The organism is Phytohabitans aurantiacus, assembly GCF_027923225.1.
Classification (GTDB): domain Bacteria; phylum Actinomycetota; class Actinomycetes; order Mycobacteriales; family Micromonosporaceae; genus Phytohabitans; species Phytohabitans aurantiacus.
The window spans coordinates 170,291-184,925 of sequence record NZ_BSDI01000007.1 but is presented as its reverse complement, the minus strand read 5'-3'; the positions used below and the strand labels follow the sequence as shown (position 1 = coordinate 184,925).

The 14,635-nt window shown below is 69.5% G+C and carries 17 protein-coding genes; 11 read left to right on the top strand and 6 right to left on the bottom strand.

The genetic code is table 11. The annotated features are described in order from the left end of the window. Window positions 1-16 precede the first annotated feature (16 nt). Window positions 17-940 (bottom strand): AraC family transcriptional regulator, encoded by a 924-nt coding sequence (locus tag QMG73_RS08580; RefSeq protein ID WP_281893606.1) that lies wholly within the window; start codon window positions 938-940, stop codon window positions 17-19. 139 nt (window positions 941-1,079) lie between these two features. Here QMG73_RS08580 and QMG73_RS08575 point away from each other — a divergent pair, with 139 nt between their 5' ends. After that, window positions 1,080-1,880: an SDR family oxidoreductase gene (locus tag QMG73_RS08575; RefSeq protein ID WP_281893604.1), complete on the top strand. Its 801-nt coding sequence runs from the start codon at window positions 1,080-1,082 to the stop codon at window positions 1,878-1,880. A gap of 94 nt (window positions 1,881-1,974) precedes the next feature. On the opposite strand, the gene QMG73_RS08570 is transcribed toward QMG73_RS08575, so the two are convergent. From QMG73_RS08570 to QMG73_RS08560, 3 genes are all read right to left on the bottom strand, one after another. Beyond that, window positions 1,975-2,496, bottom strand: a complete 522-nt coding sequence (locus QMG73_RS08570; protein ID WP_281893603.1) for a hypothetical protein — start codon at window positions 2,494-2,496, stop codon at window positions 1,975-1,977. Next, window positions 2,493-3,512 (bottom strand): helix-turn-helix transcriptional regulator, encoded by a 1,020-nt coding sequence (locus QMG73_RS08565; protein WP_281893601.1) that lies wholly within the window; start codon window positions 3,510-3,512, stop codon window positions 2,493-2,495. The genes QMG73_RS08570 and QMG73_RS08565 overlap by 4 nt, the downstream gene beginning before the upstream one ends. A 98-nt stretch (window positions 3,513-3,610) precedes the next feature. After that, the gene (locus QMG73_RS08560) at window positions 3,611-4,921 is read right to left on the bottom strand and encodes an AfsR/SARP family transcriptional regulator (protein WP_281893599.1); all 1,311 of its coding nucleotides are present in this window, start codon (window positions 4,919-4,921) and stop codon (window positions 3,611-3,613) included. A 185-nt stretch (window positions 4,922-5,106) separates the two neighbouring features. Between QMG73_RS08560 and QMG73_RS08555 the strand changes: the two genes are divergently transcribed. The 4 genes from QMG73_RS08555 (at window position 5,107) to QMG73_RS08540 (ending at window position 8,858) form a co-directional block, all read left to right on the top strand. Further along, complete coding sequence (locus QMG73_RS08555; protein WP_281893598.1) at window positions 5,107-7,338, top strand: Hsp70 family protein; 2,232 nt, start codon at window positions 5,107-5,109, stop codon at window positions 7,336-7,338. A gap of 148 nt (window positions 7,339-7,486) precedes the next feature. Next, entirely contained in the window at window positions 7,487-7,924 is a 438-nt protein-coding gene (locus tag QMG73_RS08550) for an SRPBCC domain-containing protein (protein WP_281893596.1), read from the top strand. Further along, on the top strand, window positions 7,911-8,240 hold the full coding sequence (locus tag QMG73_RS08545) for an ArsR/SmtB family transcription factor (RefSeq protein ID WP_281893595.1): 330 nt from the start codon (window positions 7,911-7,913) through the stop codon (window positions 8,238-8,240). Before QMG73_RS08550 ends, QMG73_RS08545 begins: the two co-directional genes overlap by 14 nt. 189 nt (window positions 8,241-8,429) lie before the next feature. Beyond that, window positions 8,430-8,858, top strand: a complete 429-nt coding sequence (locus QMG73_RS08540) for a hypothetical protein (RefSeq protein WP_281893594.1) — start codon at window positions 8,430-8,432, stop codon at window positions 8,856-8,858. A gap of 58 nt (window positions 8,859-8,916) precedes the next feature. Here QMG73_RS08540 and QMG73_RS08535 read toward each other — a convergent pair whose 3' ends face one another. Together QMG73_RS08535 and QMG73_RS08530 are read right to left on the bottom strand one after the other, a co-directional pair. Then, the gene (locus QMG73_RS08535) at window positions 8,917-10,155 is read right to left on the bottom strand and encodes an HNH endonuclease signature motif containing protein (RefSeq protein ID WP_281893592.1); all 1,239 of its coding nucleotides are present in this window, start codon (window positions 10,153-10,155) and stop codon (window positions 8,917-8,919) included. Window positions 10,156-10,234: 79 nt separating this feature from the next. Continuing rightward, window positions 10,235-11,074: a serine/threonine protein kinase gene (locus tag QMG73_RS08530; RefSeq protein ID WP_281893591.1), complete on the bottom strand. Its 840-nt coding sequence runs from the start codon at window positions 11,072-11,074 to the stop codon at window positions 10,235-10,237. Between the two features lie 79 nt (window positions 11,075-11,153). On the opposite strand from QMG73_RS08530, the gene QMG73_RS08525 reads away from it, so the two are divergent. The 6 genes from QMG73_RS08525 to QMG73_RS08500 all read left to right on the top strand — a co-directional run bounded on the left by QMG73_RS08525 (window position 11,154) and on the right by QMG73_RS08500 (window position 14,607). Next, window positions 11,154-11,540: a cellulose binding domain-containing protein gene (locus QMG73_RS08525; RefSeq protein ID WP_281893590.1), complete on the top strand. Its 387-nt coding sequence runs from the start codon at window positions 11,154-11,156 to the stop codon at window positions 11,538-11,540. A gap of 51 nt (window positions 11,541-11,591) precedes the next feature. After that, a complete protein-coding gene (locus QMG73_RS08520; protein WP_281893589.1) occupies window positions 11,592-12,071 on the top strand; it encodes a hypothetical protein in 480 nt (159 codons plus the stop codon). Between the two features lie 404 nt (window positions 12,072-12,475). Continuing rightward, window positions 12,476-12,775, top strand: coding sequence for a hypothetical protein (locus QMG73_RS08515; protein WP_281893587.1), 300 nt, complete (start codon window positions 12,476-12,478; stop codon window positions 12,773-12,775). A gap of 336 nt (window positions 12,776-13,111) precedes the next feature. After that, complete coding sequence (locus tag QMG73_RS08510) at window positions 13,112-13,489, top strand: hypothetical protein (protein ID WP_281893586.1); 378 nt, start codon at window positions 13,112-13,114, stop codon at window positions 13,487-13,489. 64 nt (window positions 13,490-13,553) lie between these two features. Next, entirely contained in the window at window positions 13,554-13,928 is a 375-nt protein-coding gene (locus QMG73_RS08505; RefSeq protein ID WP_281893585.1) for a hypothetical protein, read from the top strand. A 100-nt stretch (window positions 13,929-14,028) separates the two neighbouring features. After that, entirely contained in the window at window positions 14,029-14,607 is a 579-nt protein-coding gene (locus QMG73_RS08500; protein WP_281893584.1) for a dihydrofolate reductase family protein, read from the top strand. Window positions 14,608-14,635 lie beyond the last annotated feature (28 nt).

The window sequence follows — 14,635 nt, the reverse complement described above, 5'->3', positions numbered from 1 at the left end:
TACGTGTGCCTGGTCGCTATCGGGTATGGGCCAGGGCTCGGTAGCGGCCAGGAGGCTGGCCGTGGGTGCGGCGGAAAATGCGGGCGAACGCGAACTCCGATTCGTAGCCGACCCGGCTGGCGATGACTGACAGCGGCTCGGTGTTTTCCCGGAGTAGCGTCGCGGCCGTGATCATGCGCCACCGAGTCAGGTAGGCCAGGGGCGGCTCGCCGGCCAGAGCGGTGAAGCGGCGCGCGAACGCCGCCCGGGACAGGCCCACGGCTTGGGCGAGCTCGGCCACCGTCCAGCGCCGCTCGGGTGCTTCGTGCATGAGTGCCACCGCGCGGCCGATCTGAGGGTCACCGAGTGCACCGATCCAGCCGGGGGTGGCGTTGCCGTATCGCTGCTGGCAGGCGCGCAGGATGTAGACCAGCAGCACGTCGACGAGTCGAGCGGTCACGCCTTGCCGTCCCGGTCGTGGATCGTCGAGTTCGGCGGCGACCAGGCGGACGGCCGTGTCGACGGCACCGCCGCCTGTCGCGTGCGTCGCGGGCAGGTGCAGGAACGGAGGCAGCGCGGAGAGCAGTGGATGGGTCAGGTCCGTACCGAAGTCGTAGGCGCCGCAGATGATGACCGTCTGTTTCCCGTCGCCGCCGACTGTCGCGGTGCGGGCGTGATCACGTTCGGTCAGCGCGCTGGCGAACGGGATCGTGGGCCGGTCGGGGTGGTCCGCGGCGGTGTACGGGTCGCCTCGTGGTAGCAGCGTCACGTCACCCGCCCGCAGGAGCACGGGGTCGGCGTCGCCGTCCAACCGAAGCCAGCATTCTCCCCGCATGACGATGTGGAAGTTGGCGGCACCGGCCGCGTCGAAGCGCAGGCCCCACGGTGCGCGAGCCACCAGGCGACCGGAGAGGCCGCCGCCCACTCGGGTCACCGTCAGCACGTCGTCGAGTACGTCCACGGGGGCAACGGTAGCCCGTGGCAGCGAGACGATCTGCTAGGAAATCGAGCGTTCTAATCATGGATCGTCGCAGGGGGTGTGCATAGCCTCGATGCCAGAGGCCGCGCCGACGGGGGGTGGCCAACCCGTCGGAGGAAACATGAGTGAGACACCGGTTCCACTTCGGACTCCGCTGCCGCACGCACTGGCCGGGCAGACGGTCGTGGTGGCCGGTGGCAGCTCCGGGATCGGTCTGGCCGCCGGTGTCCTGCTGCGCACCATCGGCGCGCGCGTGGTCGTGGTAGCCCGCGACGAGGCTCGGCTGGCCGCCGCGGCGGCGGTCATCCGCGCGGCCGCGCCCGGACCTGACGACATTGTCGTCACCGCCGCGGCGGATGCCAGCGAGGAAGACGCGCTGCGGCACGCGCTCGATCCGGTCGACTCGATCGACCATGTGCTGGTCACCGCCGGAACGCTGGCGATGGGGCCGCTCGCGGCGATCGATCGTAAGCTCGGCGCGGTCGTGGTGAACAGCCGGCTCTGGGCCGCCTACGCGGCGGCCCGCGTGACCGAGTCCCGGCTGCCCGCCGGCGGATCGCTGACCTTCGTCTCCGGTGACTTCATCAAGCGCCCGCTGCCGGGAACCGCCCTGGCGGCGGCCGGCCTGGGCGCTATCGAGGCCCTGACCCGGGGACTGGCCGTGGAGCTCGCATCGCGACGGATCCGGGTGAACGCGATCCGGGCCGGCAGCACCGACACGCCGCTGATCCGCGCGTTCCTCGGCCACGGCGCCGACCCGGGTACGGCGGCGGACGGGGCGATCCTGGCAGCCGGGGCGGCGACGCCGCTCGGGCGACTGGGCAGCGCGGAAGAGGTGGCCGCCGCGGCCGTCTTCCTGATGGCCAACCCGTACGTCACCGGCAGCGTCCTCACCGTCGACGGCGGCCAGACCCTCGCCTGACCCCGCGCGGCCGGCCCTCTCTATCGCGCCGAGATGGTCGATCTGGTCCGGTCACTCGGCCTGTGCGACTGATCGCGTAGGCCCGATCCTGCCGTCACCAGCAGGTGCCGCAGGCGGGGCTGGTCGACGCGTTGCCGGGCCCGTCGTAAACCGTGGCACTCACGTTGACCAGCGGGTGTTTGGTGGGCAGCGGGCGTGCCACGGCGATCTGCTGTGCCGGATCCCATGCGACCTCGACGCACGCCACGCGAACCACCTTGTCGGTGACGACACAGATGCCGAATGTCGGCTGCCCGGGCCGCACCGTCTTTTGCATGGAGAACGGCGTCGGAGGGACAGGCGCGTACCGTCCCATTGTCGACTGTGGTGCCCACCCGTTATCCCCTCCCCGATAGCTGGCGAAACCGAAGGTAGCGCCGGTGCCCGCTGGGTCGGCGCAGTCGAGGTGCCCGGCCAGGGTGAGGAAGTGAATGCCGTTCGTGGTGCCGGTTTCGATCGTGTCGAGGCTGCCGGCCGTACAGGACAGTCGCTCCCACGGGAGCTCGGTGGCCGCCGCCGGAGTGGCGGCCAGCAGCGTGAGCAGGATCGCGGCCAACGCCGTTCCGAAGCGTCTCATCGGTCGTCTCCCTCGGTGAACGTGTTCTGCGGTGGGGTGGCGGCGTACATGGCGCCAAGGGCCAGCCCGAGTTGGAATCGGTTCTCCACGCCGATCCGGTCCATCAGTCCCCGGAGCGCGTAGGTGATGGAACGGCGGGACATGCCGAGTCGCTGCGCGGCCGTGTCGTCGGTGTGCCCTTCGGCGAGCAGTGCGATCACCGCCTTCTCCCGCGGCGTGAGCACGATGTCCCGCACTCCGTCCCGGTGCGGGTCGGTGGCATCCGTCCAGTGGCGAAGAAACAGCCGGACCAACGAGTCGACGGCGGTGGGATCGTCGAACTCCCAGGTGCCGTGGTCAAGGTCGAGTGGGTCGACGGCGACCAACGCGATCCGCCGGTCGAAGATCATCAGCTTGTGCGGCAGGCGCGTGGCCTCGCGGTACATCCCTCCCAATTGGGCCAGACGCGTCGCGTGTCGCGACAGGCGGTCTCCGTCGGTGGGTGCGCGCCCCAACGACTGCAGCCGCACCCGGCGCTCGAGCAACGCGATGTCCATGGGAGCGGCGACCGCGAGGGCCTCGGAGCTGATCACCTCCTCCGGATTCATCGACAGATGCTCCACGCTTTCCACCGTCACCAGTTCGGCGATGCGCCGGCGGCTGGCCGCGCGGTCAGGCAGATGCCGGACCGCGAAACGGCGGTCCGCGACAGGCTGGGACGCGACGGCGGCCGCCGCCGGTACCCGCGGTGCGGCGCGCCGTCGCAGGGTCGTCACCGCCTTGTTCACCGGTATCGCGTGCCAGGTCGCGTCGAAACCGGAGCCGGACGGCTCGCCGACGCTCTGGACCAGGCTCGGCTCCTCGAGCTGCTCCAGCGCGGTGCGGACCCGTCGCAGCCCCAGACCCAGGCTCGCCGCGACCGCGGTGGTGGTTTGCGGGCCGAAGCTGACCAGATAGCGATAAACCAGGTCCGCGTCGGCGGACAGCCCCCACCGTGGTAGGAGCGGCACAGCCTTGCCGATCGTCAGTTTTCGCACGCCGCCGGTCATGGATCCGTCCCCCGTGAGGTCCACTCTCGGCACGGATTTAAGCACAGAAGCGCAACCAGGCTGGCACCGCTCGAGGAAGGAGGCCGTTATCGACCGCCCACGGGTGCGAGCGCCTCGTGCGGCGGCAGCGGGCCGAGCGTGACTTGGCGCGCCCCGTCCCGGATCGACAGGCCACGCAACCGGGTGCGGCTGGTCACCACGACCAGGCTGTCCGCACCGGGCAACAGCGGGCGAACCTGGTTCGCGTCGCGCGCGTTGTCCAACAACAGCAACACCCGGCGACCAGCGAGCGTGCCACGCAACATCGCGGCCCGTTCGTCGGCCCCCGGCGGAATCAGGTCGGTGGGCACGCCCGCGCCGCGCAGCAGCGCCTCCAGGGCCGCTGACGCCGTCATCGGCTCGCCCGGACCGTACCCTCGAAGGTCGAGATGCATGCGCAGATCCGGATACGCGGCCGCGACCTGACGCGCCCAATGGACCGCCAGCGTGGTCTTGCCGATACCCTGAGGACCCTCGATCGCCACGATATGGGTGAGCCGTTCGTTCCGCTCGATCGTGGCCGTCAGCCGGCGCAACTGCGCCAGCTCCGCCCGATCGCGGAAGGTCGTCAGTTCACGCGGCAGGTGACAGACCGGCGTGCCCCGTGCGGGCTGCGCCGTGCCGCCATCCAGTAGGACCCGACGGTGCGTCCGCCGCAGCGCGTCGCCCGGCTCCCGGCCCAGCTCAGCGGTGAGCACGTCGCGGGCCTGCTGGTACGCGTCGAGTGCCTCGGCCCGCCGTCCCGAACGGTGCAGGGCGGCGACCAGCCGTACCCAGAGCGACTCACGTGCCGGATACGCGGTCACCAGCTCGCGCAGCTCGCCGATCCGATCGCCTGGGTTGTTCGAACGCATCTCCAGGTCGATCCGCCGCTCGGTGGCGTCGAACCACTCGTCCATCATCAGCGGCGACACCTCATGGTCCAGCCAGGTCGAGTCCACGCCGGTGAACGGCTGGCCCCGCCACAGTGCCTGCGCCTGCCGCAGCAGATCCAGTTCCAGGTGCGCCTCGCCGGCGGCGCTCGCCCGGCGCAGCAGGTCGCGAAACAGCCACAGATCGATCCGGTGTGGTGCCACCGCGAGCTGGTAGTGGCCCGGCGTGGTCTGGATGGCGTCCTGCCCCAACAGGCGGCGCAGCCGCGCCACATACGTGTGCAGGGTGGCTGGCACACGGGACGGCCGCTGCTCCGGCCAGACCCGCTCCGCGAGCGTCTTGATCGGCACCGCACGCCCGATCGACATCATCAACGAGGCCAGCAGCACCCGCATCCGGCCGGCCGGAATCGGCACCGGACCGCGCGCGCCGGTCACCTCCCACGGCCCCAGCACCTGAAAACGGATGTCCGCGGCAGTGCCCATCGTTCCCCCTACATGACGCCCCGTTCCCCACCGCACCTCCGGCAGGGCCGTCTGGCTGGGAATACAAGCGCACGGGCGGCCCGGGCCACTTCGCAAAGGCGCAATGGGCGGTTGCGCAAAAAAGCAAGTCGCCCCACGAGCGGACCCGGCCGGCGGTGTGCCGGGGATCGGTAGCATCGACGGGCATGGCAGGTTATCGCCTCGGTGTCGACTTCGGCACCTCGACGACGGTGGCCGTGCTCCGCTGGCCGGACGGGGCGATCAAGCCGCTACTGTTCGACGGCTCCGAGCTGCTGCCGTCGGCGGTGTGGCGCGATCCGGCCGGTCCGCTGCTGTCCGGGCGCGACGCGCTGTTCGCCGGCCGGGGCGCACCGGACCGGTTGGAGCCGAACCCGAAGCGGTGCGTCGACGACGGCGCGGTGCTCCTCGGCGCGGACGAGACGCCGGTGACCGCGCTGATCGCGGCTGTGCTCGGCCGGGTCGGCGCCGAGGCCGCCCGGGTGGCCGGCGAGGCGCCCACCGAAACGGTTCTGACCTGCCCCGCGGGCTGGGGCGGGCCACGCCGAGCGGTGCTGTCCGCCGCAGCCGAGGCGGCCGGCCTGACCGCGGTACGCCTCGTCGACGAGCCGGTCGCGGCGGCTCACCACTTCCTGCGGGCGGTCGGTGACCGCTTGCCGGTCGGCGGCCACCTGGCGGTCTACGATCTGGGCGTCGGCACGTTCGACGCCTCGGTGATCCGCCGCACCGCGTCGGGCTTCGAGGTGGCCGCCGTTCGGGGCCTGGCCGACGCCGGCGGGCTCGACATCGACGCGGCCGTCATCGAACACCTCGGCGGCGCCTACGCCCGCCGGGATCCCGCGCGTTGGCGTGCGATGCTCGCGGCCGAGACCGACGCTGATCGGCGCGGCCTGCGCCAGCTGCGCGACGACGTGCGCGAGGCGAAGGAGCTGCTCTCGCGGGCGGCCGCGACCACCGTGGCGCTGCCCGTCTTCAGCGAGACGGCGCCGCTGACCCGCGAGGAGTTGGAACGGCTGGCGTTGCCGATGCTTTCCCGCACCGTCGAGGCGACCGAGGCGGCCATCTCGGCGGCCGGGGTCACCGCCGAGCGGCTGGTCGGGTTGGTCCTGGTGGGTGGCGGCTCCCGGATGCCGCTCGCCGCGACGCTGTTGCACCAGCGGCTGGGTGTCGCACCGGTAGCCCTGGAGCGGCCCGAACTGGCGGTCGCCGAGGGCAGCCTGTTCGCTGCGGCGGCACCGACCGCGGCTGCCCCGACGGTCCCCGCCGAGGCCACGTCCACGTTGGACACCGAGCCCATTTCGCCGCCGGTCGCGGGCCGGCGCGGGGCGCGGCGGTGGTGGGCCGCCGCGGCGGTCGCCATCCTGCTGGCCGCCGCCGTGCCCGTCCAGGACTGGCTCGACAATGGACAGCGGGAGCAGGGGCAGGGGTCGCGCGTGACGGGTAGTGCGTCCGCGACGCCACCTGCTTCCCCGTCGCCGCCGGTTTCGCCGGTCGCCGCCGGCGTGACCCTGAAAGGGCACAGCGACCTGGTCGACAGCCTGGCGTTCAGCCCGGACGGGACCCGGATGGTGTCCGCCGGCCTGGACAGCACCGTCCAACTGTGGGACGTGCGCACCGGAGCCAAGGTGAAGACCCTCGTCAAGGGCGCCGCCGACACGCTCGCGTTCGCTCCGGATGGCCGTTCGGTCGCGGGTGCCTACGTCAGCGCCGCCGGGCGCGAGATCAGGATCTGGAACGTGGCCACCGGCGACGTACAGACCACAATGGACGATATCGGGCACACCCCGGTCGACATCCAGTTCAGTCCGACGGGCCGCACACTCGCCTCGGCCCACCTCGATGGCAAGGTACGGCTGTGGGGCCCGACCAACGGCGGCGAATACGCCGTCCTGACCACCGCCAGGGAGACGGCGTGGTCGGTGTCGTTTTCCCCGGACGGCCGGGTGCTGGCTACCGGCAGCTCCACCTTCACCGGAGCGTCCACACCCGACCTCGGCACCGTCCAACTGTGGAATGTGGCTACCGGCAAGCAAACCAAGCGTCTCGACGGCTTCGAACGCGCCGTCTTCAGCCCAAACGGCAAGACACTGGCGCTGACCACCGTCACCAACGCGATCAGCCTGCTCGACGTCGCGAGCGGCAAAATCACCACCCTCACCGAGCAGCCGACGCTACACGGCGGGCAGCTCGCCTTCCTGTCCGACAAGCTACTGGTCAGCACCGACTTCAAGGACGCCTTTCGCCTCTGGGACCTGAGCACCGGCCGCCAGGTCACCACCTTCGGCGGCGAGCCCGTCGACCCGCGCGAGGGGACGATGGCGGCCAGCCCCCGGACCGGCGCGATCGCCACCACGTGGAACAGCGCTCACGTCCGGCTCTGGAAGGTCACCCCGACCTAGAAAATCTATTCCAAGACATGCCGGGCTACCGCGACGTCCGTCGTGCGCGAGACCGTTGCTCCCGCAGCCTCACCCCGCGCGGCTTGACGCAACCAGGTGATTGCTATAGCTTCAGTAGCAACTGAACGGTTGCTATTGAGGAGACGACATGGCATTCCCCGACCGCATCGAGCGCACGGTCAAGCTGGCGCACCCGCCGGAGCGGGTTTGGGCGGCGCTGACCACCGCGGAGGGCCTGGGCACCTGGTTCGCCAACAGCGGTGCCGAGATCGACCTGCGTGTGGGTGGTCAGGTCAGGCTGAGCTGGGACAGCGGTGACACCGCCACGCTCACCATCGAGCGGGTCGAGCCGCCGCGCGTGTTCGGCTACACCTGGCCGATCTATGGCCTTCCCGAAGGCGATCCGCGCCGTACGTACGTCGAGTTCACGCTGGAGCCCGCCGGCGCCGGCACCGCACTGACCATGGTCGAGACCGGGTTCGCGCAGCTGCCGGAGTCCGAGCACAAGACCGCGCTGTCCGGAAACACCGACGGCTGGACCAACGAACTGGGCGAGCTGGTGGCGTACCTCGATGGACAAGCCTGACCCCGAGGCTGTGGCGCAGGAGGTCTTCGCCGCCCTGGCCGACCCGAGCCGGCGCGGCATCCTCGCCGCGCTCGCGGCCGAAGGGCCGGCCACCGCCACCGACCTGGCCGCCCGGCTGCCGATCACCCGGCAGGCCATCGCCAAACATCTTGCCCTGCTGGCCGAGGCGGGGCTGGTGGTGGCCGAGCCGGGCGAGCGGCGCCGGGTCCGTTACCGGTTGGACTCCGCGCCCATGAAGGTGGCCCAGCAGTTCCTCGCCGCGCTCGCCCGCGACTGGGACGGCCCGCTGGCCGCCCTGCGAGACCAGATGGGGTAACGGCGCCCGGCCGAGCGGGTCGAGTGGGAGGTGACAGACGGCCCGGCGGTGGATCGGCACCCATGTCAGCTTCGACCTGAAGCGGGAGGGCGACTACACGATCGGCCGAGCCGATCGATCAGCGACCCTGGATACGCTCCCCATGGCTTCCAAGGGCCGCAATCGCCAGACCACGATAGGAGGGGTGTGATGCGCCGGATCGCGACCACCCTCATGCTGGTCCTCTCCCTCGTTCTCGTCCTCACACCGGCTGCCACCGCCACCGCTGACGCCGGCCTCACGGTCGGAGCCCGCTGGGCCCTGCTCAGCGACGCTCCGACCACGGTCGTCCTCGTCGGGCAGTACAGGTGCGGCCCATTCCCCGACGGTGTCCCGGACCGCGGCGTCATCGACCTGAGCGTCGAGCAACGCGTCAACGGCGCGACCCGCCGCGGCATCGGCTACCTCACGCCAACCGTCTGCGACGGCAGTCCACAATGGTTCGCAGCAGGCGTGTCCACCGTCGACGGCAACCCCTACCGCCGGGCGGCCGCGACCTGGAGCGCCTCCGGTTACGTCGAGGGACCAGACGGCCTCCAGCACACCTCCGTACCCCCGACCACGATCCAGATCCGCTAAGTCGCGAGCGCTCATCGGCATTTGAGTGAGGTCTGGTCTGGCAGGTGGGTAATGAGTCCTATGTCCGCTGGTGGTAGATGTTGCGGCGAGGTTTGCGCTCGCTATCCACATAGGCCGGTGGAATGAACTCGGGCCTGCCGTCATCGGCCATCCGCACCTCCCACTCCCCGCGATGGATAAGCCGATGATGGTATCCACACAACAGGACGCCATTGTTCAGCGCGGTATCGCCGCCGTCTGTCCAATGTCGAATGTGGTGGCCGTCGCACCACTGCGGTGGTCGGTCGCATCCGGGGAAAGCACATCCACCATCCCGTACGACCAACGCCCGTCGTAGTGGTCCGGTGAACAGCCGCCGTTGCTGTCCGACGTCGAGGATCTGTCCCTGCCCGCCCAGGACGATCGGCAGGATGTGGGCGTCGCAGGCCAAGCGTCGCACCTGTTCGGCGGTGAGTCGTTCGCCGGTGTCCAGCTGTCCGTGCCCAAGCTCCTTACGCACGACGTCGTACGGCACGGTGATCACGACCTGTGGCCGGTCCCCACCGTTGTCCGGCAGCTGCTTGGTGCGTAGCGCCAGCCGGCACACCTCAACTAGCGCGTCGGCGCGGCGTTGGGCCGGTGTGCGTTCGAGGTCGGGCTTACACAACGGATCCAGGGCGGCGTTGACGATCGCGGCGGCCTCAGCGTCCAGCCAGCCGGTGACCCGGAACCGGCCGTCACCGTTGTTGGTCAGCGTGAACGCCCGTGTCCGTTGGGCGCGTTTCTCGTCTCGTTCGGCGGCGCGCCGGTCGGCTTCGTCGGCCACTTCCGGTGCCACGTGCGCCAGGATCCGATGCGCTGCCTTGCGGAAGGCGGATGGTTCCCAGCCGGCGAACTCCGCGATCAGGGCTTTCTCGGCCAGGTCCACCACATCCGGTGCGGCTTCGTCGGCGAGGTCGTGGACGGTCTTGGCGACGATGTGGGCCTGCTCGACGTTGACCGCCGCCGTGGATAGCGCTGCATCCAGTGTCGGGCGTTGGTCGAGTGTCTTGGCCAGGTCGACGGTGCGGCGGGCGGTGTGGATGCTGACGTGGAGGCGTTCGCGGAGCCAGACGGCGGTGCTGGCGGCCTGCTGGGCGATGGGGAGGTTGCGGCCTTCGATTTCGCGGATGAGGTGGAGTGTGGTGGCGGCGAGCATCTGCTGCGCGTCGTGCGCGGCGTGGAGGGCGTCGACGAGGTCGGGGTTGGACAGCGACCATGCGGGGGTGCCGGCGCAGTGGCCGGCGATCTCCCTGAGCTGCTCCAACGTTTCCCGCACGCATTGATTCTCGTACGTTTGTGCGGTGATCGTTGCCCCGCCAGGCGACACGCCGGCCGACACGCCGGCCGCCGAAAAGTTATATGCCGCCGCGGTGCCTCGACCTGGCCGTGCGCCACTCCGCACAGAACTCCGCCAGGTTGCCGTGACGCCGTTCGGGCTCGGTTTCGCATGCGCGCGTCGCGACGCTCCAGAGCCCGTCGGCACCGCGAAACGCCTCCGGGTTCATGGTGCCGTCACCGAGCAGAACCAGCACCGTACGCCCCAGTGTGAACACAGAGGTTCGCTGGTCGATCATCGCGCCTTTGACGAACTCTTCCGGTGCCATGAAGCGGGTCGACCCGAACATCCGGCCCATCTCATTGCGGAACGGGCCAGCACGGTAATTATCCAGGTCCATAATAGACAGACGATGGGTGGTGAAATTGTAGAGCAGGCACCCGTCGTAGAAATCGCAGGCTATCTCGCCGCCCCGGCCGAGCAGGTCGTGAACGTCGACGATGGTGTCGAGCGCGGCGACGACGCGCTCAATCGGCAGGTGCCGGAACCTGTGGTACGCCGAAGCCGGATCATCGCGCCTGTCGCGAGGGACACCGAGGAGCTCGCCGTCGACCCAGGTGTAGACCAGCATCGGTCCGTGCGGTGACTCGATGACACGCTCCAGTCGCGGCAGAGCCGGGTGCGGGTACTTGTGGGCGATCCGGATCGCGTTGCGCAGCAGTCCGACGCGCTGACCGTGGGTGAGGTGTGGCAGGTCGAGATCGGGGCGTCCGGCGGTCTTGACGAAATACCGTCCACCGTCGACCTCGACGCCATACGACACGTTGCCTGAGTCTTGCTGGTCGAACACCGCGAAGACCGCCCCGGCATCCTGGAGGTGGTCTTCGGGGGCGCAGTCAATCCGATCTATGCCCAACACGCTCGGGCAGTCTACGCTACCCGTGTTCCCCCGTCCTATCTGACGACTGGGAGTCCTCATGCGACTTTGGCTTGCTCGAATGCTCGTCGCAACGCTTGCGGCTGCCGGGCTCGTCGCGATCCCCGCCAGCCCAGCACTGGCCAAATGCCCCGATTGCCACTGCCTGTGGAAGCTCCAGTCGATATGGGCCGGCGGCTACCAGGCGGAGGTGACCGTCACGAATCTGAAGCCACCCGCCTACGAGAAGTGGCTCGTCACCTGGACCTTCCAAGAACCCACCGTTGTCGTCGCGCACTGGAACGCCGTCATCACGACCTCGGGGACCGCCGCCACCGCGGTCAACGCGAGTCATAATGGGTCCATCTCGGCCGGAGCCTCGGTCACCTTCGGATTCGTCGCGCGCGCGGCGAAAACCCCGAGCCCGCCTCTTTTCCAGGTCGACCACGTCACGTGTCCACATCCCTGAAACGAGCGCGCTTCGGCGGGTTTGTCGCAGGGCGGGCGTATGGTGTGGCGCGTGGGTGTGCTGTGTGATTACTTCCGCGCGGCCGACGCGGCGTCGGTGGCCAAGCTGATGCAGGTGACCGACGGCGGCTCACCGATCCATCATGGACAGGAGCCGGCCGCTGATTCGGTCGATGCCAAGGGGATAGAGCCGGCTGTGACGCTTGGCCAGCTCGTCGAGCGCATCCTCGGCGTCGACGATGACGGTGCTGACGTGATAGGCGGAGGGCTGGTCTGGCCAGCAGGCGCCGAGTCCGCGGAAGACTACGAGGGTCCGTGGGTCGTCGTGCTGGACGATCAGGCGCGTGACGCGTTGGCGGGTGTCGAGGCGGCACAGGTGCCAGAGCTGGCGACGTGGTGGTCCGGCATCGAAGAGATCTACGGCGGCGACGACGCGATCGAGCCCCTGACCGGCGTGCTGACCGAGCTGAGCGGGCTGGCCCGCCGTGCCCAGGCGGCTGGCGACCACCTGTACTGCTGGATAAGCCTCTGAGGCGCGGCCGGCTATGTCGTGGGCACGAGGGTGGCCAATAGGGCGGTGAGTAGCGGGAGGCGATGCTCAAGGCGCTGATCGGGCGGCGCAGGATGTTGGCGTCGAGACGCAGTCGCGTATAAAGACGGTCCTGGGCGTCGAGCCAGGTCTGGTCTGGAATTCCCCACCTCGGCACGCCGACAGCGCGCTCGACCAGACGCATAGTGGTCGACCGCCAGGCCAGTACGAGGGGCACGACCACAGCGGCCAGCACGACGGCGAAGAAGGCGCCGTATCCGAGAACCGCCGAAACGGGGAAGACCGCCTCGTCGAGCGCCCCGGAGTTGATCAGGGCCAAGCGGAGCGCGCCGCTGAGGAACACGGCGCTGGAGACCAGCACCGCCAACGACAGGGCGGATCGTTCGATGACTTTCCAGACCGCGAGACTGCGCTTCACCGTCGCGTTGATCCCTGGGCCGTCCACAGCTCCGATCTCGAATTGCTCGGCCGGCTTCGGCGAGCGAATCTGCCCCACCTCCACCCGCAGCGCCCGCAACTGTTGGTGCGCCAGCCACACGATCAGCACCCACGGGCCCGCGGCCACGCCGGCCAGCAGGATCAGCGCGCGGGTGACGACGGCAAAACCCTCGATCGGTACGACGATCGTCTGCGTGGCGTTGTTCAGCGCGAGCAGTGCCAGCACCACGGCGACCAGGAGCGCGTAGGCGCCGATATGCCACATCCACCAGAGCCGGCTCTGCGGCCATATCCGACGGTGTGCGCACACCGTGGCGACACCGCGGAGGAAAAGCACCATCCAGATGCCGAGCGAGAGGACGGCAACGCCGATCCACCCGCGGAAGTCTTCGACGAACGCATCGTTGGTGCCGTACCGCTTGGCGTACCAGAGCATCGACCAAGCCGCGATGCCGGCGAGCACCAGCGAACCCACAGTCGTCGACGCGGGCCACCGCCACCATCCACCCGACCCCGGCTGCAACGCACCACCCCCTGATCCGTCCACCACAGGGTAGCCATGACAGCCGAGTACCGTGCCTGGTGTGGATGTCCCGGGAGCCCTGGTGCCGTTGCGCGTTCCCGCTGGCTGGTTGGTCGAGTACAACACGTTCGTCGAGTCCGGCCCGCACCATTCCCAGGACCTGTTGCAGATGCGCAGTTGCAGGGTCGTCGACGGCGCCTGGCAGGTCGACCCGGACGGCTACCTCGTCGATCTTGGCTGGTATCCGGATGCCGACCCGACCGGCGCCTACCGGCTGGTCGTGGTCCGTCCCGACTTTCGCGGCGATACCGTCATCGAGGTCAGTCATCGGGAGCAGAGCGTCATTCGCCAGGCGATCGAAGCCTGCATCGCCGGAATCACCGACCGTGCCGCGATACCGGCGATCGCCGAAGCGGTCCATGAGATCATCGGCCGATGAAGGCTTACGTCGCGACTACGCACGGTAACGATTACCGCCGGCTCCGTCTGGGAACGGTACGCCGATGAGCAGCTACGGTGATCCCGCCCTGCGCGGTGATGTCTACCCCTCGGAAGAGGAGATCGACCCGGCCGGCGCCGGCGCGGACCTGGCCACCGACCCGGCTGGGGCGTACGCGAGCGAGCCCGGCCCGCAGCCGTCTTACGGGCAGGAGCCGGCGCCCATCCCCGAGCCGGCACCCCGGGTCGACACCGCGGCGCACTCGATCGTGAGCCGGCACCGGGACGGCTCGGTGGAGGTGGTCACCGACCTCGATGGCGACGGCATCGCCGATGTGGTGCAGGTCGACCTCGACGGTGACGGGGTGCCAGACGTCACCTATATCGACACTGACCGCGACGGCCGGCTCGACACCATGCTGCGCACCCCGACCGACTGACGGCGATCCCTTCGCAAAAAGTTTTGCGCGGTGTGTCGGATCGGGTGACGGCTGTTCGTAGACACGGTGAGAACAGCCGCCACGAATGAAGGGAACCGACATGACCGCCACGTACACCTGGGACGTCTTCTCCACCCTCGACGGCTACGGCTCGTACGCCGAGCCTGGCGACTGGGGCGGATACTGGAGCAAGCAAGGTCCTGAACTGCTCGCGCACCGCGCGGCGATCTTCGACACCGAGCAGCGCATGGTCTTCGGAGCCACCACCTTCCGGGAGAACGCGCAGATCATGTCCGCCGGCATCGATCCCCACACGCTCGACGAGTGGAACGTCCGCACGATGCGGATGCCGGCAACGGTGATCTCGTCGACGTTGCGGGACACGCTCGGCTGGCCCGACGCGAAAATCGTCAGCGGCGACGCGGTGGACATCGTCGCGCGACTCAAGCAGGAATCCGACGTACCGCTGCGTTCGCAGGCCAGCCTGTCGCTGAACTGGGCCCTGATGGCCGCCGGACTGGTCGACCGCCTGCAGGTGACGATCTTCCCGGTCATCTCCGGACAGACCGGCACCAGCCCGATCCTCCGGGGCGCCGGCGACTTCGACCTCGAACTGCTCGAAAGCCGGACACTCGACGGGCGCACCCAGGAACTCGTCTACCGCCCAACGCCCCGATGACGGCTGCGTTTCCTCGCCGAAGGCCAGT

Excerpts from the sequence above, each read along its gene's own strand:
- QMG73_RS08575 (WP_281893604.1), top strand. The coding sequence starts at position 1,080 with ATGAGTGAGACACCGGTTCCACTTCGGACTCCGCTGCCGCACGCACTG.
- QMG73_RS08570 (WP_281893603.1), bottom strand. The coding sequence starts at position 2,496 with ATGAGACGCTTCGGAACGGCGTTGGCCGCGATCCTGCTCACGCTGCTG.
- QMG73_RS08560 (WP_281893599.1), bottom strand. The coding sequence starts at position 4,921 with ATGGGCACTGCCGCGGACATCCGTTTTCAGGTGCTGGGGCCGTGGGAG.
- QMG73_RS08555 (WP_281893598.1), top strand. The coding sequence starts at position 5,107 with ATGGCAGGTTATCGCCTCGGTGTCGACTTCGGCACCTCGACGACGGTG.
- QMG73_RS08550 (WP_281893596.1), top strand. The coding sequence starts at position 7,487 with ATGGCATTCCCCGACCGCATCGAGCGCACGGTCAAGCTGGCGCACCCG.
- QMG73_RS08545 (WP_281893595.1), top strand. The coding sequence starts at position 7,911 with ATGGACAAGCCTGACCCCGAGGCTGTGGCGCAGGAGGTCTTCGCCGCC.
- QMG73_RS08540 (WP_281893594.1), top strand. The coding sequence starts at position 8,430 with ATGCGCCGGATCGCGACCACCCTCATGCTGGTCCTCTCCCTCGTTCTC.
- QMG73_RS08525 (WP_281893590.1), top strand. The coding sequence starts at position 11,154 with ATGCTCGTCGCAACGCTTGCGGCTGCCGGGCTCGTCGCGATCCCCGCC.
- QMG73_RS08515 (WP_281893587.1), top strand. The coding sequence starts at position 12,476 with ATGACTTTCCAGACCGCGAGACTGCGCTTCACCGTCGCGTTGATCCCT.
- QMG73_RS08505 (WP_281893585.1), top strand. The coding sequence starts at position 13,554 with ATGAGCAGCTACGGTGATCCCGCCCTGCGCGGTGATGTCTACCCCTCG.
- QMG73_RS08500 (WP_281893584.1), top strand. The coding sequence starts at position 14,029 with ATGACCGCCACGTACACCTGGGACGTCTTCTCCACCCTCGACGGCTAC.